Source organism: Mycobacterium sp. MFM001, from assembly GCF_003402475.1.
In the GTDB taxonomy this organism is placed as follows: domain Bacteria; phylum Actinomycetota; class Actinomycetes; order Mycobacteriales; family Mycobacteriaceae; genus Mycobacterium.
This window is the reverse complement of the sequence record NZ_BFAB01000002.1, coordinates 161,356-187,195: the sequence shown is the minus strand read 5'-3', so window position 1 is coordinate 187,195 and position 25,840 is coordinate 161,356. Positions and strand designations below refer to the sequence as shown.

Here is a 25,840-nt window from a genome sequence, read left to right as displayed (position 1 = left end):
TAATCAAGGCGCTGCGGACAATTCACAGGTGATTTGCAGGAAAGCCACAGAACAGTCGAAGCAAAGCGCCGTCATTCCGTTTTAACAAAACTAAACGGGACATTAACCTTTGCTTCGTACGTTGGTAGTAGTCCGGATGCTTTCCTGTAACGCGTGGGAGTGGCGACCTCGCCGAATGCCGGAGTATGCACGAGCAAGGACTGGGGGCAGCTATCAACACCCTCCCGGTCAGCGGCGTGGTTGCGGCAATCCCTACCACCTATGCTGGGGACCGGTTGCTGACCAGCGTGCGGGCCGCCGATGGTGACGGCCATGTCGAGGCTGGTCGGACGGGTCGGCGAGATCGCCGTCGAGTCGCTGACCAATCCGGGAGACACGACAACGGGGCACTAGCGCGCCGCTACATGTGAGGAGGTCCTCCTTGACTGTCACGCCCCACGTCGGAGGCCCTCTCGAGGAGTTGTTGGAGCGCAGCGGCCGCTTCTTCACGCCTGGCGAGTTCTCCGCCGACCTGCGCACGGTCACCCGCCGTGGCGGTCGCGAGGCTGACGTCTTCTACCGGGACCGCTGGAGCCACGACAAGGTGGTGCGCTCGACGCACGGCGTCAACTGCACCGGGTCGTGCTCGTGGAAGATCTACGTCAAAGACGGCATCATCACCTGGGAAACCCAGCAGACCGACTACCCGTCGGTGGGTCCGGACCGGCCGGAGTACGAGCCGCGCGGCTGCCCTCGCGGGGCGTCGTTCTCCTGGTACAGCTACTCGCCGACCCGGGTCCGCTACCCGTATGCGCGCGGCGTACTGGTCGAGATGTTCCGCGAAGCCAAGGCCCGGCTGAAAGACCCCGTGCTGGCCTGGGCCGACATCCAGGCCGACCCCGCACGCCGTCGCCGCTACCAGCAGGCCCGCGGCAAGGGCGGCCTGGTCCGGGTGTCCTGGGCCGAAGCCACCGAGATGATCGCCGCCGCCCACGTGCACACGATCAAGCAGTACGGCCCGGACCGGGTCGCCGGCTTCTCGCCGATCCCGGCGATGTCGATGGTGTCGTACGCCGCCGGCTCGCGGTTCTTCGAACTGATCGGCGCCCCGATGACGTCGTTCTACGACTGGTACGCCGACCTGCCGGTGGCCTCGCCGCAAGTCTTCGGCGACCAGACCGACGTGCCGGAGTCCGGAGACTGGTGGGACGCAGCGTATTTGATGATGTGGGGATCCAACGTCCCGATCACCCGCACGCCCGATGCGCACTGGATGGCCGAGGCCCGCTACCGCGGCACCAAGGTGGTCTCGGTCAGCCCGGACTACGCCGACAACACGAAGTTCGCCGACGAGTGGATTCCGTGCGCCGCCGGTGCCGACGGAGCGCTGGCCATGGCGATGGGCCACGTGATCCTCTCGGAATGCTATGTGCAACAGCAGGTTCCGTTCTTCCTCGACTACACCCGCCAGTACACCGACCTGCCGTTCCTGATCAAGCTGGAACAGCGCGGCGACACCTTGGTGCCGGGCAAGAATCTCACCGCTGCCGACATCGGCGAGGCAGTCGAGAACGCGGCACTCAAACCCGCGCTGCTGGACGAGGCCACCGACACCGTCGTGGTGCCGCACGGCTCATTGGGTTTCCGCTACGGCGAGGATGGCGTCGGTAAGTGGAACCTCGACCTCGGCAGCGTGGTTCCAGCGCTCACCGTGCAACACAGCGCCGCCACCAACGGGGATCGCAAGACCGCGCTCGTCTCACTGCCCAGCTTCGACACGATCAACGGTGAAGGCGCAACCGTGCAGCGCGGTGTGCCGGTACGCCAGGTCGGAAACCACTTGGTGTGCACCGTATTCGACCTAATGCTGGCGCACTACGGGGTCGCGCGTCCCGGGCTGCCCGGCGAATGGCCCACCGGCTACGATGACGCCACCTACCCGAACACCCCGGCCTGGCAAGAGGCGATCACGGGGGTATCGGCCGGACAGGTCATCCGCGTCGCACGCGAATTCGCCCGCAGCGCCGAGGAATCCGGTGGCCGGTCGATGATCATCATGGGCAGCGGTATCTGTCAGTGGTTCCACGGCGACACGATCTACCGCGCCGTGCTGGCGCTGCTGATGCTGACCGGATCGATGGGACGCAACGGCGGCGGCTGGGCCCACTACGTCGGCCAGGAGAAGGTGCGCCCGCTGACCGGCTGGCAGACCATGGCGATGGCCACCGACTGGGTGCGCCCGCCACGGCAGGTGCCCGGTGCCTCCTATTGGTATGTGCACACCAACCAGTGGCGCTACGACGCCTACGGGGCCGACAAGCTGGCCAGCCCGCTGGGCCGCGGACGGTTCGCCGGCAAGCACACCATGGACCTGTTGGCCTCGTCGACGGCAATGGGCTGGAGCCCGTTCTATCCACAATTCGACCGCTCCAGCCTCGACGTCGCCGACGAAGCACGCGACGCGGGCCGCGACATCGGCGAGTACGTGGCCGAACAGCTCGGTCAGCGCAAGCTGAAGCTCGCCGTCACCGATCCGGACGATCCGGTGAACTGGCCTCGGGTGCTTACGGTTTGGCGCGCCAACCTGATCGGGTCGTCGGGCAAGGGCGGCGAGTACTTCCTCAAGCACCTGCTGGGAACCGACTCCAACGTGCTGGGCGACCCTCCTGACGACGGGGTGCGGCCGGTGGACGTCACCTGCAATCGGGAGATCCCCGAAGGCAAGCTCGACCTGCTGATGTCCATCGACTTCCGGATGACCTCGACGACGTTGGTGTCGGATCTGGTTCTGCCTGCGGCGACCTGGTACGAGAAGGCCGACCTGTCCAGCACCGACATGCACCCCTACGTGCATTCGTTTTCTGCGGCAACCGATCCGCCGTGGGAGACCCGGACCGACTACGACGCGTTCGGCGCCATCGCCCGTGCCTTTTCCGCGATGGCCAAGGACCATCTGGGTACCCGCACCGACGTCGTGCTCACGGCGCTGCAGCATGACACCCCGGATGCAATGGCCTATCCCGATGGCACCGAACGGGATTGGTTGCACACGGGCGAGACGCCCGTGCCGGGCAAGACGATGGCCAAGCTCACCGTGGTGGAGCGCGACTACGGCGCGATCTACGACAAGTGGCAGACGCTGGGTCCGCTGGTCGACAAGTTCGGGTTGACCGTCAAGGGCTACACCGTGCATCCGCATCAAGAGGTCAAGGAACTGGCCGCGAAGTTCGGGGTGATGAATTCCGGTGCCGGCCAAGGCCGTCCGGCGATCACCACGGCCCAGCGGATGGCCGACGTGGTGCTGCTACTGTCCGGGACCACCAACGGCCGGCTGGCCGTGGAGGGCTTCCGCGAGCTGGAGAAGCGCACCGGGCAGCGGCTGGCCTACCTCGCCGAAGGCAGCGAGGAAAAGCGCATCACCTATGCCGACACCCAGGCGCGCCCGGTCCCGGTGATCACCAGCCCCGAGTGGTCGGGCAGCGAGACGGGCGGACGTCGCTACGCGCCATTCACCGTCAACATCGAAAACCTCAAGCCGTTCCACACACTCACCGGACGGATGCACTTCTACCTGGCCCACGACTGGGTCGAGGAGCTCGGCGAACATCTGCCGGTGTTCCGCCCGCCGCTGGACATGACACGGCTGTTCGGTCAGCCGGAGCTCGGCCCGACCGAGGACGGAATCGGTTTGACCGTGCGGTATCTGACCCCGCACTCGAAGTGGTCGTTCCACTCCACCTATCAGGACAACCTGTACATGCTGTCGCTGTCGCGGGGCGGCCCGACCATGTGGATGAGCCCGGGCGATGCGGCGAAAATCAATGTGCGCGACAACGATTGGGTGGAAGCCGTCAACACCAACGGTGTGTTCGTGTGCCGGGCGATCGTGTCGCACCGGATGCCCGACGGGGTGGTGTTCGTCTATCACGTTCAGGAGCGCACCGTCGACACACCGCGTAGCGAGACCACCGGCAAGCGCGGCGGTAACCACAACGCGCTGACCCGGGTGCGGATCAAACCCAGTCATCTGGCCGGCGGCTACGGCCAGCACGCGTTCGCGTTCAACTACATGGGCCCGACCGGAAACCAGCGCGACGAGGTGACCGTGGTGCGCCGGCGCAGTCAGGATGTGAAGTACTGATGAAGGTCATGGCTCAGCTCGCGATGGTGATGAACCTCGACAAGTGCATCGGCTGCCACACCTGCTCGGTCACCTGCAAGCAGGCCTGGACCAACCGCCCCGGCACCGAATACGTCTGGTTCAACAACGTCGAAACCCGCCCGGGCCAAGGCTATCCGCGTACCTATGAGGACCAGGACCGCTGGCGCGGCGGATGGATCCGCGACAAGAAGGGCCGGTTGCGGCTGCGCGACGGCGGGCGACTGGCCAAGCTGTTGCGGATCTTCGCCAACCCCAAGTTGCCGGGGATCAACGACTACTACGAGCCGTGGACCTACGACTACGAGAACCTGACCTCGGCGCCACTGGGCGACACGCTGCCGGTCGCCGCGCCGCGCAGCCAGATCACCGGCGAGCCGATGAAGATCGAGTGGGGGCCCAACTGGGACGACAACCTCGCCGGATCGGTGGAGACGCAGGAAAAAGACCCGATCCTGAAGAAGGTCAGCGACGAGGTCAAGGTCAAGCTCGAAGAGACCTTCATGTTCTACCTGCCGCGGATCTGCGAGCACTGCCTGAACCCGTCGTGCGTGGCGTCGTGCCCCTCGGGCGCGATGTACAAGCGCAGCGAGGACGGCATCGTGCTCGTCGACCAAGACCGCTGCCGCGGCTGGCGGATGTGCGTGTCGGGATGCCCGTACAAGAAGGTGTATTTCAATCACAAGACCGGCAAGGCCGAAAAGTGCACGCTGTGCTACCCGCGCATGGAGGTGGGCCTGCCGACGATCTGTTCGGAAACCTGCGTGGGCCGGCTGCGCTACCTCGGGCTGGTGCTCTACGACGCCGACAAGGTGCTGGAAGCGGCGTCGGTGGAAAAGGACACCGACCTTTACGAGGCGCAATGTGAAATCCTGCTGGACCCCAACGACCCCGAGGTGATCGCGGCCGCCAAAGCCGAAGGCATTTCCGACGACTGGATCGAGGCCGCCCAGCGATCACCCGTCTATGCGCTGATCAACACCTACAAGGTGGCGCTGCCGCTGCATCCGGAATACCGGACCATGCCGATGGTGTGGTACATCCCGCCGCTGTCGCCGGTGGTCGATGCGGTCAGCCGGGACGGCCACGACGGCGAAGACGTCGGCAACCTGTTCGGCGCCATCGAAGCGTTGCGCATCCCGATCGCCTACCTGGCCGAGTTGTTCACCGCCGGTGACACCAAGCCCGTCGACGACGTGCTGCGCCGGCTGGCCGCGATGCGTTCCTACATGCGCGACATCAACCTGGGACGGGACACCCAGCCGCACATTCCGGCGTCCGTCGGGATGACCGAAGAGCAGATCTACGAGATGTACCGGCTGCTCGCCATCGCGAAATACGAAGAGCGCTACGTCATTCCCACCGCCTACACCGGCGAAATTCCCGCCGCCGCGCATGACATGGAATGTTCGTTGTCGGGTGACGGCGGACCGGGCATGTACGAGTCGAGTCCCTTCGCCACACCAAGCGACGGTCCTGTGCCGGTCGCGGTCGAAAGCTTCCACGCGACGCGTCCCCGCTCGCGAACGAACCTGCTGAACTGGGACGGCAACGGGACGCCGGCCGGGATGTTCCCCGAAGAGCAGAAGCAATGAAGCTGCTGAGCAGGTCGCGGGGACCCGCGCTGGCCGACCGACTGGTGTGGCAGGCGGCTTCTCTGCTGCTGGCCTACCCCGACGAACAACGCGACCAGCGGCTCGACACCGTCGAAGGGCTGCTCAGCCACATCGACGGGCCGACGCGAAAGCTGCTGGCGCGCACCGCTACTGAGCTACGGGCGGCTGACTCGCTGGCCGCTGCCGCCGACTATGTCGAAACCTTCGACATGCGCCGCCGCTCGACGATGTACCTGACCTACTGGACCGCAGGTGATACCCGCAACCGCGGCCGCGAGATGCTGGCGTTCGCCCACGCCTACCGCGAAGCGGGCGTCGAGCCGCCGAAAAGCGAAGCGCCCGACCACCTGCCGGTGGTGCTGGAGTTCGCCGCGACCGTCGACCCCGAGGCGGGCCGGCGGCTGCTGATCGAGCACCGGGTGCCCATCGACGTGCTGCTGCAGGCGTTGACCGAAGCGAAATCACCGTACGCCCATGCCATCGCCGCCGTGTGCGAGACGCTGCCGCCGGTCACCGACTCCGACGTGCAGCGGGCGCGCCGGCTCGCCGAATCCGGTCCGCCCGCCGAAGCCGTTGGGCTGCAACCGTTCACATTGACCGTGCCACCTAAGCGAACCGGCGGGAACTGAATTGGCCAACACGAAACTCCTCGAGGTCTTCTGGGACGTCGCACCTTACGTCTCGCTGTCGATCGCCGGGGTCGGCACCTGGTGGCGCTACCACTACGACCAGTTCGGCTGGACCAGCCGCTCGTCACAGATCTACGAATCGCGGTTGCTGTCGATCGGCAGCCCGCTGTTCCATTTCGGCAGCCTGGTGGTGATCATGGGCCACGTCGTGGGCCTGTGCATCCCCGAGTGGTTGACCGAAGACATCGGGATGAGCGACCACTTCTACCACCTGCAGGCGCTGATTCTCGGTGTGCCCGCCGGGATCGCCGCGCTGATCGGGATTGGGTTGCTGATCTACCGCCGCTGGCGCAGCGGACCGGTGCGCCTTGCCACCAGCCTGAGCGACAAGCTGATGTACCCGGTCCTGGTGGCCGCGATGGTGGCCGGCATGAGCTGCACCCTGATGGGCGCTACGCACTACGGCGAGCTACACGACTACCGGCAGAACGTGTCGATCTGGTTCCGGTCGATCTTCATCCTCGACCCGCGTGGTGACCTGATGATTCAGGCGCCGCTGTATTTCCAGATCCATGCGACGATCGCGCTGGCCCTGTTTGCGCTGTGGCCGTTCACCCGTCTGGTGCACGCCTTCAGTGCGCCGGTCGCTTATCTGTTCCGGCCCTACATTGTCTACCGCAGCCGCGACGCGGTTCGCAGCCGCGGCGAGCTGGTGGGCTCGGCGCCGCGCCGTCGCGGCTGGTAGCTCGAGCGTCATATCGTGGCAGATATGGGTCTGCCCGACGACGTCTACGCGCGGCTGTTGCGGCTGCGGACCGAGTTGCGCCGTTTCGAGCGGTGGAGCGCCGAGCAGGCCCAGGCGGCGGGGCTCACCCCCATGCAGCACCAGCTGCTGCTGGCGATCCGCGGGCACGCGGACCGGCGCGGGCCGACGATCGGCGATGCCGCCGACTACCTGCTGCTGCGCCACCACAGTGCCGGTGAGCTGATCCAGCGGGCCGAGGCCGCCGGGCTGGTGGAGCGGGTGCCCGACAGCGACGACCACCGGGTGATCCGCCTTCAACTCACTGCTGCCGGCTCCGAGCGCCTCGAGGCGCTGACGGCGATCCATGCCGAAGAGGTGGAACGGCTCAGCATCGGCCAGATTGGGCGAGACGCCGGCAGCCTGGCAGAATCGCCCGGTGCAATTCCGTAACGTCGCCATCGTCGCGCACGTCGACCATGGCAAGACGACCCTGGTCGACGCGATGCTGCGCCAGTCCGGGGCGCTGCACGAGCGTGGTGACCTGACGGACCGGGTGATGGACACCGGTGACCTGGAGCGGGAAAAAGGCATCACGATCCTGGCCAAGAACACCGCCGTGCATCGTCATCACCCTGACGGCAGCGTCACAGTGATCAACGTCATCGACACCCCCGGCCACGCCGACTTCGGCGGCGAGGTGGAGCGCGGGCTGTCGATGGTCGACGGGGTGCTGCTGTTGGTGGATGCCTCCGAGGGCCCGCTGCCGCAGACCCGGTTCGTGCTGCGCAAGGCGCTGGCCGCGCATCTGCCGGTGATTCTCGTCGTCAACAAGACCGACCGGCCCGACGCCCGGATCGCCGAGGTGGTCGACGCCAGCCACGACCTCTTGCTCGACGTCGCAAGCGATCTCGACGACGAGGCCGCCAAAGCTGCGGAGGAAGCCCTCGGGTTGCCGACGCTGTACGCGTCCGGGCGCGCGGGGGTAGCCAGCACGGTGCAACCCCCAGACGGGCAGGTGCCCGACGGCGACAACCTCGATCCGCTGTTCGACGTTCTGCTGCAACACATTCCGCCGCCGTCCGGCGATCCGGAGGCGCCGCTGCAGGCGCTGGTAACCAACCTGGACGCGTCGGCGTTCCTCGGCAGGCTGGCATTGATCCGCATCTACAACGGCAGGTTGCGAAAGGGCCAGCAGGTGGCGTGGCTGCGGGAAACGGACACCGTGACCGCCAAGATCACCGAGCTGCTGGCCACCGAGGGCGTCGAGCGCTCACCGACCGAGGAGGCCGTCGCCGGCGACATCGTTGCGGTCGCAGGCATCCCGGACATCATGATCGGCGACACGCTCGCCGACCTTGCCGAGCCGAAAGCGTTGCCGCGCATCACCGTTGACGAGCCGGCGATCTCGGTCACGATCGGCACCAACACCTCGCCGCTGGCGGGCAAGGTGCCCGGACACAAGCTGACCGCGCGAATGGTCAAGTCGCGGTTGGACACTGAACTCGTCGGCAACGTGTCGATCCGGGTGCTCGACATCGGCCGGCCCGACGCGTGGGAGGTCCAGGGCCGCGGCGAGCTGGCGCTGGCCGTGCTGGTCGAGCAGATGCGCCGGGAAGGTTTCGAGCTCACTGTCGGCAAGCCGCAGGTCGTGACCAAGACCATCGACGGCGCGCTGCACGAGCCTTTCGAGGCGATGACCATCGACTGCCCGGAGGAATACGTCGGTGCGATCACTCAGTTGATGGCCGCCCGCAAGGGCCGGATGGTGGAGATGGCCAACCACGCAACCGGTTGGGTGCGAATGGATTTCGTGGTGCCCAGCCGCGGGCTGATCGGATGGCGCACCGACTTCCTCACCGAGACCCGCGGCACCGGAATCGGCAACGCGGTGTTCGACGGGTACAAGCCGTGGGCCGGCGAGATCCGGTCCCGGCACACCGGGTCGCTGGTCTCCGACCGGTCCGGCACCATCACGCCGTTCGCGCTGCTGCAGCTGGCCGATCGGGGGCAGTTCTTCGTCGAGCCCGGGCAGGACACCTACGAGGGCATGGTTGTCGGGATCAACCCGCGGCCCGAAGACCTCGACATCAACGTCACCCGTGAGAAGAAGCTGACCAACATGCGCTCGTCGACCGCCGACGTCATCGAGACACTGGCCAAGCCGATCGAGCTGGACCTCGAGCAGGCCATGGAGTTCTGCGGGCCCGACGAGTGCGTGGAGGTGACGCCGGAGGTGGTGCGCGTTCGCAAGGTCGAACTGGACGCCACCGCCCGGGCCCGCAGCCGCGCCCGCGCCAAGGCGCGCGCGTAGATGGGGCTATCGCCCAGACCGCATCCCGATACCCTGTTGGGCGTGCCGAAACCAACCCGGACGCGCTTGACGGTCGGCGCGCTGGTGTTGCTGTTAGCAGCGTGCACGGTCAGCCCGCCGCCGGCGCCGCAGAGCACCGAAACGTCGAAGAGCACTGCGCCGCCGCCGCATCGGGTCACCCAGATCATCATGGGCATCGACTCGATCGGCGCCGGTTTCAACCCGCACCTGGTGTCCGACCTGTCGGCGGTCAACGCGGCGATCAGCGCGCTGGTGTTGCCGAGCGCGTTCCGGCCGGTGGCCGACCCGAACACCCCGACGGGGTCGCGCTGGGAGATGGACCCGACGCTGCTGGTGTCGGCCGAGGTGACCAATGACAACCCGTTCACGGTCACCTACAAGATCCGGCCCGAGGCGTCGTGGACCGACAACGCGCCGATCGCCGCCGACGACTTCTGGTACCTGTGGCGGCAGATGGTCGGCCAGCCCGGTGTGGTGGACCCGGCCGGCTACGACCTGATCACCGGCGTGCAGTCGATCGACGGCGGCAAGCAGGCCGTGGTCACGTTCTCGCGGCCGTATCCGGCGTGGCGGGAGTTGTTCGCCAACATCCTGCCGGCCCACATCGTCAAGGACGTGCCGGGCGGTTTCCCGGCCGGGCTGGTGCGCGCCCTGCCGGTCACCGGCGGCCAGTTCCGGGTGGAGAACATCGACCCGCAGCGCGACGAGATCCTGCTGGCACGCAACGACCGGTACTGGGGTCCGCCGGCCAAACCGGATCTGATTCTGTTCCGGCGGGCGGGGGCTCCAGCGGCGCTGGCCGACTCCATCCGCAACGGCGACACCCAGGTCGCCCAGGTGCACGGCGGGTCGGCGGCGTTCGCCCAACTGTCGGCGATTCCGGACGTGCGGACGGCCCGGATCATGACGCCGCGGGTCATGCAGCTCACGCTGCGCGCGAACGTGCCCAAGCTGGCGGATGCCCAAGTGCGCAAAGCGATTTTGGGGCTGCTCGACGTCGACCTGCTCGCCGCCGTGGGCGCCGGCAGCGACAACACCGTCACGCTGGACCAGGCGCAGATCCGCGCGCCGAGCGACCCCGGCTACGTGCCGACCGCGCCGCCGGCGATGAGCCAGGCGACGGCGCTGGGGCTGCTGCAGTCGTCCGGGTACCAGATCGAAAACGACACCTCGCCGGCGGTGACGCCCCCGGACGGGACCGCGCCGGCGAGCACCGGGCCGCCGGAGATCACCCGCGGCCGGATCAGCAAGGACGGGAACCAGCTGTCCCTGGTCATCGGTGTGGCATCCAACGACCCGACCGCGGTTGCCGTCGCCAACACCGCCGCCGACCAGCTGCGCAACGTCGGCATCGCCGCGACCGTGCTGGGCCTGGATCCGGTGGTGCTCTACCGCGACGCGCTGGTCAACAACCGGGTCGACGCCATCGTCGGGTGGCGCCAGGCCGGCGGGAACCTGGCGACACTGCTGGCCTCCCGCTACGGCTGTCCCGCTCTGGAGGCGACGGCGGTGTCGACGTCGGCCCCACCGCCGGCGCCCGCATCCGATACCTCGCCGACATCCAAGGCGACGCCGGCCCCCACCGCGGGAAGCCAGACGCCGACCACAGCCAGCCGCACACCCGAGCCGGGGGCACTGGTCCAGGCGCCGTCGAACATCACCGGCATCTGCGACCACAGCATCCAGTCGAATATCGACGCCGCACTGAACGGCACCAAGAACATCAACGACGTGATCAACGCCGTCGAGCCACGACTGTGGAACATGTCGACGGTGCTGCCGATCCTGCAGGACACCACGATCGTCGCGGCCGGTCCGAGCGTGCTCAATGTCAGCCTGTCCGGCGCCGTGCCGGTCGGCATCGTCGGCGACGCCGGGCAGTGGGTCAAGACGGCGCAGTAATTACCTTGCGGCGCAAGGTGATCAGACGTGCACCGGCGCCGAAAGCGGGATCACGGTCTCGACGATGCGTAAGAGTTGACGCTTGTTCGGCGGAGCGCCGGTGAGCATCAGATGCTGGTTGATCAACGCCGGCCCGACCCGCGCGGTCAGCGGAGTCAGCGCCGCGGAGTCGATTTCGCCATTCTGTTCGCCAGCGCGCAGGATCGATTCGATGATCCGCAGGCGTGGCGTCACCACGGCGTCGGCGAAGATCGCGCGCAGTTCGGGTTCGTGAATGAGCTGACCCATGATGGCCAGGCTGGGAAACGCGGTCTTGCCGGCCAGCACGTCGCAGTGCGCGGTGAACACGACGAGCAGGTTTTCCCGGGCCGATCGATCGTCACGCAGCTCGGGCAACGGCGGCAGCGCGTAGCGCAAAGCATCCTGAACCAGCGCATACTTACTGGGCCAACGGCGATACAGCGCAGCCTTGCCGGTGCGCGCCCGCGCGGCGATCCCCTCCATGGTCAGCCCGGCATAGCCCACGGCAGCCAGCTCGGCCAGTGTCGCGTCGTACAGCGCATGCTCGAGTTCCTTGCCACGCCGACGGCTGCGGACCGCCTTGTTTTGCTGCGCCATTCCCTGATAGTAGTCGGTCGCGTTTCTCTTCGCGGACGGTTGGCTTCGGACTATGGCTGCGGCCCAAGCGTTTTGCACTAGGTATGGTGCCTGCATGCAGGAGACGCCGCGACTGTTGTTCGTGCACGCGCATCCCGACGACGAAAGCCTGACCAACGGCGCCACCATTGCCCACTACGCGGCGCGTGGCGCGCAGGTGCACGTCGTCACCTGCACGCTGGGCGAGGAGGGCGAGGTCATCGGCGACCGCTGGGCGCAGCTGGCCGTCGACCGCGCCGACCAGCTCGGCGGCTACCGCATCGGCGAGCTGACCGCAGCCTTGCAGGCCCTGGGCGTCGGCGAACCGATCTTTCTGGGCGGTGCGGGACGCTGGCGTGACTCCGGCATGACCGGCACACCGGCGCGCCGCCAGCAGCGTTTCGTCGACGCCGACGAACGCGAAGCCGTCGGCGCGCTCGTCGCGCTCATCCGTGCGCTGCGCCCCCACGTCGTGGTGACCTACGACCCCAACGGCGGCTACGGGCATCCCGACCACATCCGCACCCACGTCGTCACCACGGCCGCGGTCACCGCAGCCGCCACCGACGACTACCCCGGCGCGCCCTGGTCGGTGCCGAAGCTCTATTGGACCGTGATCGCCAAGAGCGCCTTCCTGGCAGGCTGGGAGGCGCTGAGGCCCGAGGATCTGCGACCCGACTGGACGGTGCCGTCCGGAGAAGTCACCGACTTCGACGGCATGGGCTACGCCGACGAGGACATCGACGCCGTCGTCGATGCCGAGCACGCGCTGCTGGCCAAGCGGGCGGCCCTTGCCGCGCACGCCACCCAGGTGATCGTCGGCCCCACCGGGCGGGCGTGCGCGCTGTCGAACAACCTCGCCCTGCCCATCCTCGGCCAGGAGCACTACGTCCTGGCCGCCGGCGCCGCCGGAGAGCGCGACGAGCGCGGCTGGGAAACCGATCTGCTCGCCGGGCTCGGCCAGGCGGTAAGCTGCTGACGAGGCAGCCGCGGAAGGACTTGGCATGGATCCTGATCTGGACTACAACCAGCAGCATTGGCAGGACCGACTTGACAGCTTCCAGTGGGTAATCGGGTCGCTGGTCGCGCAGCTGGACAGCATTCCCACCTGACCGCCACCAAGCCGAGCGCCGGGCCGGTCGACGACACCGGCGCGACGGATCCCGCCATTCGCCTCGTCGTCTTGACGTTGCTGGCCGTCGACGGCATCCTCTCCGCAATCGCCGGCGCGCTGCTACTGCCGGCCTACATCGGTTCCGTTCCGTTTCCCATCAGCGCGGTGATCAGTGGCTTGGTCAACGCGGCCCTGGTCTGGGCCGCCGGGCGATGGACGGCGTCGGCACGGGTGGCGGCGCTGCCGCTGTGGACATGGTTGCTGACCGTTGCGGCGATGACGTTGGGCGGCCCGGGCGACGACATCATTCTCGGCGGCCGCGGCGTGATGGCGTACAGCGCCCTGCTGCTGATCGTGCTCGGTGTGCTGCCGCCCGGATGGGTGCTGTGGCGGCGCCGGGCACATAGGTCGGGGGACCAGACCTAGCGGTGCGCCCCGGGATTACTGTTGCCCCTATGGCAGGACCGCGGATGAAATTCGATCGGGCGGAAGTTACACCAACGTGCCGTTGACCCCGGATGACCTGCCGGCCCCTGTGGTGCCGTCGTCTGCGCTGCGGCGCGTGTTGCGACGGGCCCGCGACGGGGTTTCACTGAACGTCGACGAGGCCGCTATCGCGCTGACCGCACGCGGCGACGATCTGGCCGACCTGTGCCATAGTGCCGCGCGCGTGCGCGACGCCGGCCTGGAATCGGCGGGACGGCGCGGCCCTGGTGGGCGGTTGCCGGTGAGCTACTCGCGCAAGGTGTTCATCCCGGTGACTCATCTATGCCGCGACACCTGCCATTACTGCACGTTTGTCACCGTGCCCGGCAAGCTGCGCGCGCAGGGCGCCGGCATGTATCTGGAACCCGACGAAATTCTCGACATCGCCCGCCGCGGCGGCGAATTGGGTTGCAAGGAAGCGTTATTCACCCTGGGCGACCGGCCCGAGGATCGTTGGCCGGAGGCGCGGCAGTGGCTCGACGAGCGCGGCTATGACTCCACGTTGTCCTATGTGCGGGCGATGGCGATCCGGGTGCTGGAGGAAACCGGCCTGCTGCCGCACCTGAATCCCGGCGTGATGAGCTGGTCGGAGCTGTCGCGGCTCAAGCCGGTGGCGCCGTCGATGGGCATGATGCTGGAGACGACGTCGCGGCGGCTGTTCGAAACGCGCGGCCTGGCCCACTATGGCAGCCCCGACAAAGACCCCGAGGTGCGGCTGCGGGTTCTGACCGACGCGGGCCGGCTGTCGATTCCGTTCACCACGGGTCTGCTGGTGGGCATCGGCGAGACGTTGGTTGAGCGTGCCGAGACGTTGCATGCGATCCGCAAGTCGCACAAGGAGTTCGGGCACGTCCAGGAAGTGATCGTGCAGAACTTCCGCGCCAAAGAGCACACTGCGATGGCCGCGGTGCCCGACGCGGGCATCGAGGAATTCCTGGCCACGGTGGCGGTCGCGCGGCTGGTGCTCGGCCCGGGAATGCGCATCCAGGCGCCGCCGAACCTGGTGTCGCGCGAGGAGTGCCTGGCGCTGATCGCCGCCGGCGTCGACGACTGGGGCGGTGTTTCACCGCTGACACCCGACCATGTCAACCCGGAACGGCCGTGGCCCGCGTTGGACGAGTTGGCCGCGGTGACGGCCGAGGCGGGCTACGACCTGGTTCAGCGGTTGACCGCGCATCCCAAGTATGTGCAGGCCGGAGCGGCTTGGATCGACCCGCGGGTGCGTGAACATGTTGCGGCGCTGGCTGATCCGGTGACCGGGTGGGCGCGCGATGTCAATCCGGTCGGCTTGCCGTGGCAGGAGCCCGACGATGTGGCGTCTTCCGGCCGGGTGGATCTGCACGCGGCGATCGACGTGGCGGGCCGTGCCGCTGATGCCCGCAGCGACCTCGACAGTGCTTTCGGGGACTGGGATTCGATCCGTGCGCATGTGTACGAGCTGGCGGCCCGCGCGCCCGAACGCATCGACACCGACGTGCTGGCAGCGCTCCGCTCGGCCGAACGCGATCCGGCGGGCCTCAGCGATGCCGAATACCTGGCGCTGGCGTGTGCGGATGGTCCGGCTCTGGATGCCGTTGCGGCGCTGGCGGATTCGCTGCGGCGCGATGCGGTGGGTGATGACGTGACGTTTGTCGTCAATCGCAACATCAACTTCACCAACATCTGCTACACCGGTTGCCGGTTCTGCGCGTTCGCTCAGCGCAAGGGTGACGCCGACGCGTATTCGCTATCTACGGCAGAGGTCGCCGACCGGGCGTGGGAGGCACACGTCGCGGGCGCCACCGAGGTGTGCATGCAGGGCGGCATCGACCCCGAGTTGCCGGTGACCGGCTACGCCGATCTGGTGCGCGCGGTCAAGGAGCGGGTGCCGTCGATGCATGTGCACGCGTTTTCGCCGATGGAGATCGCCAACGGGGTGACCAAGAGCGGGCTTTCGGTCCGCGAGTGGCTGATCAGCCTGCGCGAGGCCGGCCTGGACACCATCCCCGGCACCGCCGCCGAGATCCTCGACGACGAAGTGCGCTGGGTGCTCACCAAGGGCAAGCTGCCCACCTCGATGTGGATCGAGATCGTCACCACCGCGCACGAGGTGGGGCTGCGATCGTCGTCGACAATGATGTACGGCCACGTCGATGCTCCCCGCCATTGGGTGGGCCACCTCAACGTGCTGCGCGAAATCCAGGACCGCACCGGTGGTTTCACCGAATTCGTGCCGCTGCCGTTCGTCCATCAGAGTTCGCCGCTGTATCTGGCTGGCGCATCGCGGCCGGGGCCCAGCCACCGCGACAACCGGGCAGTGCACGCTTTGGCCCGGATCATGTTGCACGGCAGGATTTCTCACATCCAGACCAGCTGGGTGAAGCTCGGTGTGGAGCGCACCCAGGTGATGCTCAACGGCGGCGCGAACGACCTGGGCGGCACGCTGATGGAGGAGACGATCTCGCGGATGGCCGGCTCGGAGCACGGCTCGGCCAAGACGGTCGCCGAGCTGGTCGCGATTGCCCAGGGCATCGGCCGCCCCGCCCGCCAGCGGACCACGACCTACAGTCCGCTGGCTGCGTAGTCACCTTTCGGCGCGAGCGTGCGTGTCCCCGTGCGACACGCCGAGCGTGTCGCCGGATTTGCGCGCGTTCGCGTTCGGGTATCCACGAAATATGAGTCCAAAGATCGACACCGACCGATTCCCCGAGTGGCAGCCGTTCGTCGACGCCGTGCAGCAGCGCCGGCCCGACGCCGGCACGTGGTGCGAGGCCTGGACGGTGCGGGACATCGTCATCCATCAGGCGGGCAACGCCGAGGAACTCGCTCGGGTGCTGCGCGGGCACCTGGAAGGCCACCCCGTCGAGACCCGCAGCTTCGAGGAACGCGAGGGGCCGCTGCGCGCCATGAATGACGCGGACCTGTGGGGCGCCCTGCAGGACCGGATGGCCATGCTCAACGACGTGGCCGAAGCCGCCGACCGGGTTCCTGCCGAGACCGACGTGGCCTGGACCGGCCGAACCATGAAGGTGCCGTGGTTCGCCGAGCACATGCGAGAAGAGCTCGTACTACACAGCTGGGACGTCACCGGCGATGACGTCGCGGCGCAGGCGCGGCTGGCCCAGCCCTGGATGACGACTCACAGCGTGGTCGCGGTGGGAAAGCCGCTGCTGATGAAAGGTGCCAAGCGGCTGGAGCCCGGGGAGCGCATCGAGGCGCGGCTGCGGGTGCCCGGCACCGACGACGTCGTCGTCGCAGCCGAAAAGGACTCGGTCCGAATCGAACTCGCCGCGCCCGACGGGCCGGCCACGCTGCAAACGGACGCGGCGGCCCGGGTCCTGCTGTTATGGGGACGACGGCCTGCAGACCCGTCCCGGATCTGCAGTACCGCCGGGCCGGAAGCCCTAGGCCGCGTGCGCGGTCTGCTGGCCGGTTACTAAGCCTTTACTCGCTACCGCTGAGCGGGTATACACACGCTCATGAGACCGGCGTTGGCCGCTCTTGCGGTGTTGATCCTGATGCTCCCCGGTTGTAGCGGCGCCAAAGAGAATCCGCAAAACCAGCTGACAACGTCCAAAGCCGCCAAGCTCGCCGTGAGCAGTCCTGCGTTCGCCGACAACGCGCCGATTCCGGCGGAATACTCCTGCAAGGGTCGCAATATGCCACCGCCGCTGCGCTGGGACCACGTGCCGGCCGGTGCCAAGTCGCTGGCTTTGGTGGTCGACGATCCCGACGCTCCGTCCGGGCTTTACGTCCACTGGGTGGTCACCAACATTCCGGCATCAACCACCGAGTTGGGGCCACTACCGCAGGGAGCGAGCGTGAGCCTGAACTCCGCCGGCAAGCCGGAGTATTTCGGGCCGTGCCCGCCGGCGGGCAGCGGGGTGCACCACTACCGCTTCCAGCTGTATGCGCTGAACAAGCCGTTGACGTTAGCGCCGACCACGCCCGCGCCCGAGGCGACCAAAACCATCGCGGATGCGGCGATCGCCGAGGGCCGAACTGTGGGCCTGTTCAGCGGCTAGCCTTACAGCCGCGCCGCGAGCTCGGTGCCCTGCCGGATTGCCCGCTTGGCGTCCAGCTCGACGGCCAGCGCGGCGCCGCCGATGATGTGCGGCTCAATCCCGTTGCGGCGCAAGCCCTCTTCGAGGTCACGGACCGGTTCCTGGCCGGCGCAGATCACCACATTGTCCACCGCGAGAAGTTGCCGCCGCGGGCCGATGCTGATGTGCAGCCCGTCGTCGTCGATCCGCTCGTAGTTCACCCCGGAAAGCTGCTGCACTCCTTTGGCTTTCAGCGATGCCCGGTGCACCCACCCGCTGGTCTTGCCGAGCCGTGTGCCCTGCGGGCCTTTGCTGCGCTGCAGCAGATACACCTCGCGGGCCGGCGGCGACGGGATCGGGGCCACCAGCGCGCCGCGCGCTTCTTGCGGGTCGGCCGCACCCCATTCGGCCTTCCATTCCTTGAGGTTCAGCGTCGGCGACGAATCGGTCACCAGAAACTCGCTGACGTCGAAACCGATGCCGCCTGCACCGATCACGGCCACGCTCTTACCCACCGGCTTGACACCGGTGATGGCCTCCGCATAGCTCAGCACCATCGGGTGCTCGATGCCCGGGATCGACGGAATCCGCGGTGCCACACCGGTGGCCAGTATCACGTCGTCGTAGCCGGCCAGTTCGTCGGCCGACACTCGGGTGCCAAGCCGCACATCCACGTCGTGTTTGGCCAGCATCGTCGTGAAATACCGAATCGTTTCGCTGAATTCTTCTTTGCCGGGAATCCTTCGGGCCAAGTCGAATTGGCCGCCGATGAAGTCGTTTGCCTCGAACAGCGTGACGCGGTGGCCGCGTTGCGCGGCGTTGACCGCGGCGGCCAGCCCGGCGGGACCCGCCCCGACCACTGCAACCGTGCGAGCACGTCGGGTGGGGGATAACACCAGCTGGGTCTCGCGACCAGCCCGCGGATTGAGCAGACACGAGACCTCTTTGTGCACGAACGCATGGTCCAGGCACGCCTGATTGCAGGCGATGCAAGTGTTGATCTCGTCGGCGCGATCAGCAGCGGCCTTGAGCACCCAGTCCGGGTCGCTCAACAGCGGCCGGGCCATCGAGATCAGCTGTATCTGCGTCTCGGCCAGGATTTGTTCGGCGGCCTGCGGCATGTTGATCCGGTTGGACGCCACCACCGGAATGCTGACGTGGCCGGCGACGGCGTCGCTGATGTCGACGAACGCGCCGCCCGGCACCGAGGTCACGATCGTCGGCACCCGCGCCTCGTGCCAGCCGAATCCGGAGTTGAGCAGGGTGGCTCCGGCCGCCTCGACTTCGGTTGCCAGCGCGACGATTTCGTCCCAGCTTTGGCCGTCCTCGACGTAGTCGGCCATCGACATCCGGTAGCAGATGATGAAATCGGGGCCGACGGCGGCGCGGGTGCGGCGGACGATCTCGACCGGAAAGCGGCGACGGTTCTCCGCGCTCCCGCCCCAGGCGTCGGTGCGCTTGTTGGTGCGCGGCGCCAGGAACTGGTTGAGCAGGTAGCCTTCGCTGCCCATGATTTCGACGCCGTCGTAGCCCGCCTCGCGGGCCAGCGAAGCGCAGCGGGCGAAATCGTCGATGGTGCTCTCTACCCCGTGCGACGTGAGCGCCCGCGGCCGAAACGGGTTGATGGGCGCCTTGATCGATGATGCGCTCACCGAAAGCGGGTGGTACGCATAGCGTCCGGCGTGCAGGATCTGCAGCAGGATCTTGCCGCCAGCGTCGTGCACGGCCGCAGTGATGCGTCGGTGCCGTCGCGCCTCGGCGGACGACACCAGCTCGGAGGCGAACGGCAGCAGCCATCCGGTGCGGTTGGGTGCGTAGCCGCCGGTGATGATCAGCCCGACCCCGCCGCGGGCGCGCTCGGCGAAATACTCGGCCAGCCGGTCGATGTGACGCGATCGGTCTTCCAGCCCGGTGTGCATCGACCCCATCACCACGCGGTTGCGCAGCGTGGTGAAGCCGAGGTCCAACGGCGACAACAGGTTTGGATACGTCATAGCGCGGCCACCACTTCGTCGAGCCAATCGACCGCGCTCTCCTCGGCGCGGATGCCGCCACGCAGTACCAGGTACTGATGCAGCGCGGCGCTGCGCAGCTTCGACGGATCGGGGAATTGGCGTTTCTCGAATCCCCGGTAGGTGTCCAGCAATTCGGCGTGTTCGGCGCGCAGTGCCGCGATCTGCGTGCGCAGCGCGGCGACGTCGCCGTAGACCGCGCCACGTACTTTGACGGCCACGTCGCGAGTGCGGGTGTCGGACAACGCGCTGCCCCGGCCGGTGAGTGGTTCGGCGATCCAGCGGGCCAACTCGGCGCGCCCGGCCTCGGAAACCGTGTAGACCTTCTTGTCCGGGCGACCGTGTTGAACCACGGGGGTCGCCTGCACCCAGCCGTCGTCCTCCATCGTGCGCAGGGTGCGGTAGATCTGCTGATGGGTGGCGGTCCAGAAATAGCCGATCGAGCGATCGAACCGGTGGGCCAGCTCGTAGCCCGAGCCGGACTGCTCGGACAGGGAAACCAAGATTGCATGGGTGAGAGCCACCCGGGCAGCCTACTATGCAACTAGTTGCATAGCCAGTGCCATGTTTGCTTTTTGTCTGCAACGTCTAGTATCAGTAACCAACAGATCCGCGTCATTGAACAGCACTTGGAGGAGACCTTCGTGACGTACACGATCGCCGAACCCTGCGTCGACATCAAAGACAAGGCGTGCATCGAGGAATGCCCGGTCGACTGCATCTATGAGGGCGCTCGGATGCTGTACATCCACCCCGACGAATGCGTGGACTGCGGCGCCTGCGAGCCGGTCTGCCCCGTCGAGGCGATCTTCTACGAAGACGACGTGCCCGAGCAGTGGAGCCAGTACACGCAAATCAACGCGGACTTCTTCGCCGAACTCGGCTCCCCGGGCGGCGCGGCGAAGGTCGGCATGACCGAAAACGACCCGCAGGTCGTCAAGGATCTGCCGCCACAGGGTGAGGGCGACTGAGCGAGACAGTGATCCGCCGGCCCGTGTCGGCGTCCTTGCCGGTGTTCCCGTGGGACACCCTGAATGACGCACGCGCACTGGCCGATTCGCACCCCGGCGGCATCGTCGACTTGTCGGTCGGCACACCGGTGGACCCGGTTGCGCCGCTGATCCGCGAGGCGCTTGCCGCGGCCAGTGCGTCGCCGGGATACCCCACCACCGCCGGCACCCCGCGGTTGCGGGAATCCGCCGTCAAGGCACTGAGCCGCCGCTACGGCGTCACGGGGCTGGCCGAGAGCGCAGTCCTGCCGGTGATCGGCACCAAGGAGCTCATCGCGTGGCTGCCGACGCTGCTGGGGCTGGGCGCCGCGGACCTGATCGTGGTGCCCGAGCTGGCCTACCCGACCTACGACGTCGGCGCGCGGCTGGCCGGGGCGCAGACAATGCACGCGGACTCGCTCACCCAGTTGGGGCCGCAAACCCCGTCGCTGGTGTACGTGAACTCGCCCAGTAACCCGACCGGGCGGGTGCTCGGAGTCGACCATCTGCGCAAGGTCGTGAGCTGGGCGCGAGAGCGCGGCGCATTGGTGGCCTCCGACGAGTGCTACCTCGGGCTCGGCTGGGACGCCGAGCCGCTGTCGATCCTGCATCCGTCGGTGTGCGACGGCGACCACACCGGGCTGCTGGCGGTGCATTCGCTGTCGAAGAGCTCGTCGCTGGCCGGCTACCGGGCCGGGTTCGTCGCCGGCGATCCGCACGTGGTCGGCGAACTGCTGGCGGTCCGCAAGCACGCCGGGATGATGGTGCCCACCCCGGTGCAGGCTGCCATGGTCGCCGCGCTGGACGACGACGACCACGAGCGCGAGCAGCGCGAGCGCTACCGGCGCCGGCGCAAACTGCTGCTGCCGGCGTTGCGGAAGGCCGGTTTCACCGTCGACCATTCCGAGGCCGGGCTGTATCTGTGGGTGACCCGCGGCGAGCCCTGCCGCGACACGGTCGCTTGGCTGGCGCAGCGCGGCATCCTGGTGGCGCCCGGCGAGTTCTACGGCCCGGGTGGCGCACGCCACGTGCGGGTGGCGCTGACCGCCACCGACGAGCGGATCGCCGCGGCGGTGGCGCGGCTGTAATACGGTCGCCATATGAGCGCGTACGACCGCGAAGCGGTGGACCGGCTGCCGTTCAGCTCTGCAGAGAAGTCCGAGCGCTACCGCACGGAGAACTACACCGGAGCGGTCGGGCTCAACTGGTATCGCAGCGATCCGAGCCTGCAGTTCACGATGGCCTACTACCTGCGGCCCGACGAGCTGGCGGTGGCCGAGCCGCATCTGGACCGCATCGGCGAACTGATGGGCGGCCCGGTGGCGCGATGGGCCGAGGAGACCGATCGCAACCCGGCGCGGCTGGAGCGCTACGACCGCTGGGGGCACGACGTCAGCCGGGTGGTGCAACCGCCGTCGTTCACCGCGTCCAAACGGGCGGTGCTCGACGCGCACCAGGCGCTCAAAGACGACGCCCGCAAAGCCGGCCTCAACCCGTCGCTGCCGCTGTTCGCCGCCAACTATCTGCTCGACCAAGCCGACATCGGCATGGGCTGCGCGCTCGGCACCGGTGGCGGCATGGTCAAGTCACTAGTCGCGGCGTACGCGCCGGCCGACGTGCGCGACCATGTGCTGGCCAAGTTCGAGACCGGCGAATGGGAGGGCGAGACCGCGCAGCTGCTGACCGAGCGCACCGGCGGTTCGGATCTGGGCGCGCTGGAGACGACCGCGACGCGACACGGAGATAGCTGGCGGCTCAACGGGTTCAAGTGGTTTGCGTCCAACTGTGACGGCCAGGTGTTCGTGGTGTTGGCGAAACCCGAAGGCGCGCCCGACTCCAGCCGCGGCGTGGCCACCTTCCTGGTGCTGCGGACCCGCCGCGACGGGTCGCGCAACGGGGTGCGCATCCGTCGTCTCAAGGACAAGCTCGGCACCCGGTCGGTGGCCTCCGGAGAAGTGGAATTCGTTGACGCCGAAGCTTTTCTGCTGTCCGGTGAGCCGTCCGGCGAAGGCTCGCACGACGGCAAGGGTCTGGGCCGGATGATGGAGCTGACCAACGCCGCGCGGCTGGGTATCGCGCTGTTCGCCGTCGGCAACGCGCGCCGCGCGCTGGTCGAGTCGCTGTGTTACGCGCAGCGCCGTGTTGCCTTCGGCGACAGGCTGATCGACAAGCCGTTGATGCGGCGCAAGCTGGCCGAGATGATCGTCGACGTCGAAGCCGCTCAGGCCATGGTGTTCGACGGCACCGGCTTGGCCAACCATCGGCAACCTCGGGCCGTCAGGCAGCGCATCGCCGTGCCGGTCACCAAACTGAAAGTCTGCCGGCTGGGTATCACGATGTCCTCGGACGCGATCGAAATCCACGGCGGCAACGGTTACATCGAAAACTGGCCGGTGGCACGGATATTGCGCGACGCCCAGGTGAACACCATCTGGGAGGGACCCGACAACATCTTGTGCCTGGACGTGCGGCGCGGCATCGAGAAAATCCAGGCCCACCAGCCGCTGCTGGAGCGCCTGCACGACGCGGTATCGGTGTCCGACGACGACGCCACGACGCAGTTGGTCAGCCGCCGCGTCGCGGATCTGGATGCGGCGATCACCGCCTGGACCAAGCTGGAGGGCGACGTGGCCGAAGCGCGCTTGTTCCCGCTCGCGCAATTCATGGGCGACGTGTACGCCGGTGCGTTGCTCACCGAGCAGGCCGCCTGGGAGCGGGCGACATACGGCACAGACCGCAAAGCACTGGTCGCCCGGTTGTACGCGCACCGATATCTGGCCGACCACGGGCCGCTACGCGGCATCGACGCCGACAACGACGAGGCGATCGAACGATTCGACGAACTCGTCGACGGCGCGCTGGTCACCGACTGATGACAGCACCCGCGCCGCAGCCGCGCATCCCGCTGTCCATCACCGACGTCTTCAAGCGCATCTTTCTCGGCAAGCCGCTGATCACCGAGGAATTGAATTCCGAGCGGCTGTCGAATCCGGTTGCGCTGGGGGCGCTTTCGCCCGACGCGATCTCGTCGACCGCCTACGGTCCCGAGCAGATCATGATCGAGCTGCTGCCCCATGCGGGCCTGGCCGCGTTCGCGTTGCTGCTGCCGATCACCGGTGTCATTCTGTTGATCCTGGTGTTGGTGGCCGCATCGTATCGGCAGGTGGTGATGGCCTACACCCGCGCCGGTGGCTCGTATGTGGTGGCGCGGGAGAACTTCGGGCCCAGAGTGGCGCAGATCGCCGCGGCGGCACTGCTGATCGACTACGTGGTGACGGTGGCGGTGCAGTCGGCGGCCGGCACGGTCGCGGTGGTGTCGGCGATCCGTCCGCTCGGCCCGTACAGCCTGGAAATCACTGTCGCCGTGGTACTTCTGATCTGCTACGCCAACCTGCGCGGGTTGCGCGAGGCGGGCCTGCCGTTCGCGATCTCGACCTACTCGTTCGTGGTCATGATCTCGGCGACGATCGTGACCGGCGTGGTCCGCCACCTCTTCTGGGGCTTACCGACATACGACCCGCAACACATTGCCGGGGCGGTGCCGGTCCACCAGGGCAACGGGCTGGTGATGGGCGCGACGATCCTGGTGCTGCTGCGCGCCTTTGCCAACGGAGGGTCGTCGCTGACCGGGGTCGAGGCGATCTCCAACACCGTCAACGTCTTCCGTAAACCGCAGGGCACCAACGCGCGTCGCGTCCTCACCGTCATGGCCTGCATCCTCGGGTTCTTGCTGGCCGGCGTGGCGTACCTCGCGAACGTCACCCGCGCGACGCCGTATGTCGACGAGTATCCGTCGATGCTCTCGGAGATCGCCCGGATGGTGTTCGGCCAGGGGATGGTCGGCAACGCCTTGTACTTCCTGGTTCAGGCGTCGACTGCGGCCATCTTGTTCACCGGTGCCAACACCAGTTTCAACGGTTTCCCGGCGCTGGCAAGCTTTGTCGCCGAGGACCGCTTTTTGCCGAGGCAGCTGACCAAACGCGGGCATCGGCTGGTGTTCTCCAACGGCATCATCGCGCTCACCGCGCTGTCGGTGGCGCTGCTGATCGCCACCGGCGGCTCGGTCAACGCACTGGTGCCGTTCTACGCGATCGGGGTGTTCACCGGGTTCTCGATGGCCGGCTACGGAATGACCAAACACCATCTGACGCACCGCCAGCCGGGCTGGCGGCACAAGCTGGCGATCAACTTCTCCGCCGGCGTCTTGTCGACGATCATCGTCTGTATCTTCGCGGTGGCGAAGTTCACCGAAGGCGCCTGGCTGGTGGTCGTGGTCTTCCCCCTGATGGTGTTGGCGCTGATGCGGCTCAACAAGGAATACCGCGCCGAGGCCGCGATTCTCGAGAGGTTCCGCACCGACCGGCCCGAATTGGTCAAGTACGCGCGGCATCGGGTGTTCGTGTTCGTCAACTCCGTCGACCTTGCGGTGATCGAGGCGCTCCGCTACGGAAGGGGTCTGCGCGCCGACGAGTTGATCGCCGTGCATTTCATGGTCGACGCCGCCTATGCGGCGCAGCTGCGAAAGCGCTGGGATCGCTTTGAACTCGACACCCGGCTGCGGGTGGTCGACTGTCCGGACCGGCAAATCACCAGGGCGGCACAGGAACTCGTCGTCCGGGCGCTCGGCGAACACCCTGACACCAACGTCACGGTGCTACTGCCGCGCCGCACCTACTCGCCGATGCTGGGACGATTGCTCCACGACCGCACCGCGGACAAGATCGCGCGGGCCATCAGCCGGATCCCGGATGCGGCCGCGACCATCGTGCCCTACGACGTGCAGTCCAAGATCGCCGAAGCCTTCCCCGATCTCTTCGAGCAGCGGATCGTTCGCGAACTCGACAAGATCGAAGCGCGGATCTCCCGTGGTGAACAACGGACCGTCGAGGAATACGAACATCCCGAGAGTCCGTCGGCGGTGATCGCGGTGGATGGTCTGATTCCGGGACGACGGGCCACCATCGAAGGACGGGTCAGTCAGGTCGAGGAAACCACGAAGCGCAGACAGACGTTCCGGTGGATCGTCGTCGGCGACGACAGCGGAGAAATACGGGTCACATTCAATCCCGGGCGTGGTGACGAGATCCAGCCCGGCCAACTGCTGCGTGTCACCGGAAAGGTGCGTCAGAGTGGCAGCCGCCCGATGTCGATGGTGGACCCCACCTACCAGGTGCTCGAAGAACCCGCGGAAACTACGTAGCAAAGCAAGGACAGCGTCG

Annotated in this window: 19 protein-coding genes; 16 read left to right on the top strand and 3 right to left on the bottom strand. The window is 67.3% G+C overall.

Annotation, left to right across the window (positions count from 1 at the left end; genetic code table 11):
• Window positions 1-421: 421 nt before the first annotated feature.
• From MFM001_RS04275 to MFM001_RS04245, 7 genes are read left to right on the top strand one after another with little or no spacing between them, the layout of a single operon-like run.
• Complete coding sequence (locus MFM001_RS04275; protein WP_116373930.1) at window positions 422-4,120, top strand: nitrate reductase subunit alpha; 3,699 nt, start codon at window positions 422-424, stop codon at window positions 4,118-4,120.
• On the top strand, window positions 4,120-5,733 hold the full coding sequence (narH, locus tag MFM001_RS04270; RefSeq protein WP_116373928.1) for a nitrate reductase subunit beta: 1,614 nt from the start codon (window positions 4,120-4,122) through the stop codon (window positions 5,731-5,733). Before MFM001_RS04275 ends, narH begins: the two co-directional genes overlap by 1 nt.
• Entirely contained in the window at window positions 5,730-6,383 is a 654-nt protein-coding gene (gene narJ / locus MFM001_RS04265; RefSeq protein WP_192886849.1) for a nitrate reductase molybdenum cofactor assembly chaperone, read from the top strand. The genes narH and narJ overlap by 4 nt, the downstream gene beginning before the upstream one ends.
• Before the next feature lies 1 nt (window position 6,384).
• Window positions 6,385-7,128, top strand: coding sequence for a respiratory nitrate reductase subunit gamma (narI, locus tag MFM001_RS04260; RefSeq protein ID WP_116373926.1), 744 nt, complete (start codon window positions 6,385-6,387; stop codon window positions 7,126-7,128).
• A 24-nt stretch (window positions 7,129-7,152) separates the two neighbouring features.
• Window positions 7,153-7,578 (top strand): MarR family winged helix-turn-helix transcriptional regulator, encoded by a 426-nt coding sequence (locus tag MFM001_RS04255; RefSeq protein ID WP_116373924.1) that lies wholly within the window; start codon window positions 7,153-7,155, stop codon window positions 7,576-7,578.
• Entirely contained in the window at window positions 7,565-9,439 is a 1,875-nt protein-coding gene (gene typA / locus MFM001_RS04250; protein ID WP_116373922.1) for a translational GTPase TypA, read from the top strand. Before MFM001_RS04255 ends, typA begins: the two co-directional genes overlap by 14 nt.
• Before the next feature lie 36 nt (window positions 9,440-9,475).
• Window positions 9,476-11,362 (top strand): ABC transporter family substrate-binding protein, encoded by a 1,887-nt coding sequence (locus tag MFM001_RS04245; protein ID WP_116373920.1) that lies wholly within the window; start codon window positions 9,476-9,478, stop codon window positions 11,360-11,362.
• 21 nt (window positions 11,363-11,383) lie between these two features.
• Here the strand turns inward: MFM001_RS04245 and MFM001_RS04240 are convergent, their stop codons facing one another.
• Window positions 11,384-11,980: a TetR/AcrR family transcriptional regulator gene (locus MFM001_RS04240; protein ID WP_116373918.1), complete on the bottom strand. Its 597-nt coding sequence runs from the start codon at window positions 11,978-11,980 to the stop codon at window positions 11,384-11,386.
• 94 nt (window positions 11,981-12,074) lie between these two features.
• Here MFM001_RS04240 and mshB point away from each other — a divergent pair, with 94 nt between their 5' ends.
• The 5 genes from mshB to MFM001_RS04215 all read left to right on the top strand — a co-directional run bounded on the left by mshB (window position 12,075) and on the right by MFM001_RS04215 (window position 17,602).
• Window positions 12,075-12,977 carry an N-acetyl-1-D-myo-inositol-2-amino-2-deoxy-alpha-D-glucopyranoside deacetylase gene (gene mshB, locus MFM001_RS04235; RefSeq protein ID WP_116373916.1) on the top strand — a complete coding sequence of 301 codons (903 nt, stop codon included), beginning with the start codon at window positions 12,075-12,077 and terminating at the stop codon, window positions 12,975-12,977.
• Window positions 12,978-13,061: 84 nt separating this feature from the next.
• A complete protein-coding gene (locus MFM001_RS04230; protein ID WP_116373914.1) occupies window positions 13,062-13,538 on the top strand; it encodes a hypothetical protein in 477 nt (158 codons plus the stop codon).
• Between the two features lie 76 nt (window positions 13,539-13,614).
• Window positions 13,615-16,161 carry a bifunctional FO biosynthesis protein CofGH gene (locus MFM001_RS04225; RefSeq protein WP_116373912.1) on the top strand — a complete coding sequence of 849 codons (2,547 nt, stop codon included), beginning with the start codon at window positions 13,615-13,617 and terminating at the stop codon, window positions 16,159-16,161.
• A gap of 91 nt (window positions 16,162-16,252) precedes the next feature.
• Entirely contained in the window at window positions 16,253-17,017 is a 765-nt protein-coding gene (locus MFM001_RS04220; protein ID WP_116374366.1) for a maleylpyruvate isomerase N-terminal domain-containing protein, read from the top strand.
• Window positions 17,018-17,056: 39 nt separating this feature from the next.
• Entirely contained in the window at window positions 17,057-17,602 is a 546-nt protein-coding gene (locus tag MFM001_RS04215) for a YbhB/YbcL family Raf kinase inhibitor-like protein (protein ID WP_116373910.1), read from the top strand.
• Between the two features lie 2 nt (window positions 17,603-17,604).
• On the opposite strand, the gene MFM001_RS04210 is transcribed toward MFM001_RS04215, so the two are convergent.
• On the bottom strand, window positions 17,605-19,614 hold the full coding sequence (locus MFM001_RS04210; protein ID WP_116373908.1) for an NADPH-dependent 2,4-dienoyl-CoA reductase: 2,010 nt from the start codon (window positions 19,612-19,614) through the stop codon (window positions 17,605-17,607).
• The gene (locus tag MFM001_RS04205) at window positions 19,611-20,156 is read right to left on the bottom strand and encodes a PadR family transcriptional regulator (protein ID WP_116373906.1); all 546 of its coding nucleotides are present in this window, start codon (window positions 20,154-20,156) and stop codon (window positions 19,611-19,613) included. The genes MFM001_RS04210 and MFM001_RS04205 overlap by 4 nt, the downstream gene beginning before the upstream one ends.
• 120 nt (window positions 20,157-20,276) lie before the next feature.
• Between MFM001_RS04205 and fdxA the strand changes: the two genes are divergently transcribed.
• From fdxA to MFM001_RS04185, 4 genes are read left to right on the top strand one after another with little or no spacing between them, the layout of a single operon-like run.
• The gene (gene fdxA, locus MFM001_RS04200) at window positions 20,277-20,603 is read left to right on the top strand and encodes a ferredoxin (RefSeq protein WP_045380648.1); all 327 of its coding nucleotides are present in this window, start codon (window positions 20,277-20,279) and stop codon (window positions 20,601-20,603) included.
• 23 nt (window positions 20,604-20,626) lie between these two features.
• On the top strand, window positions 20,627-21,709 hold the full coding sequence (gene dapC / locus MFM001_RS04195) for a succinyldiaminopimelate transaminase (protein WP_116374365.1): 1,083 nt from the start codon (window positions 20,627-20,629) through the stop codon (window positions 21,707-21,709).
• Window positions 21,710-21,721: 12 nt separating this feature from the next.
• Window positions 21,722-23,494, top strand: coding sequence for an acyl-CoA dehydrogenase family protein (locus MFM001_RS04190; protein ID WP_116373904.1), 1,773 nt, complete (start codon window positions 21,722-21,724; stop codon window positions 23,492-23,494).
• The gene (locus tag MFM001_RS04185; protein WP_116373902.1) at window positions 23,494-25,821 is read left to right on the top strand and encodes an APC family permease; all 2,328 of its coding nucleotides are present in this window, start codon (window positions 23,494-23,496) and stop codon (window positions 25,819-25,821) included. The genes MFM001_RS04190 and MFM001_RS04185 overlap by 1 nt, the downstream gene beginning before the upstream one ends.
• Window positions 25,822-25,840 lie beyond the last annotated feature (19 nt).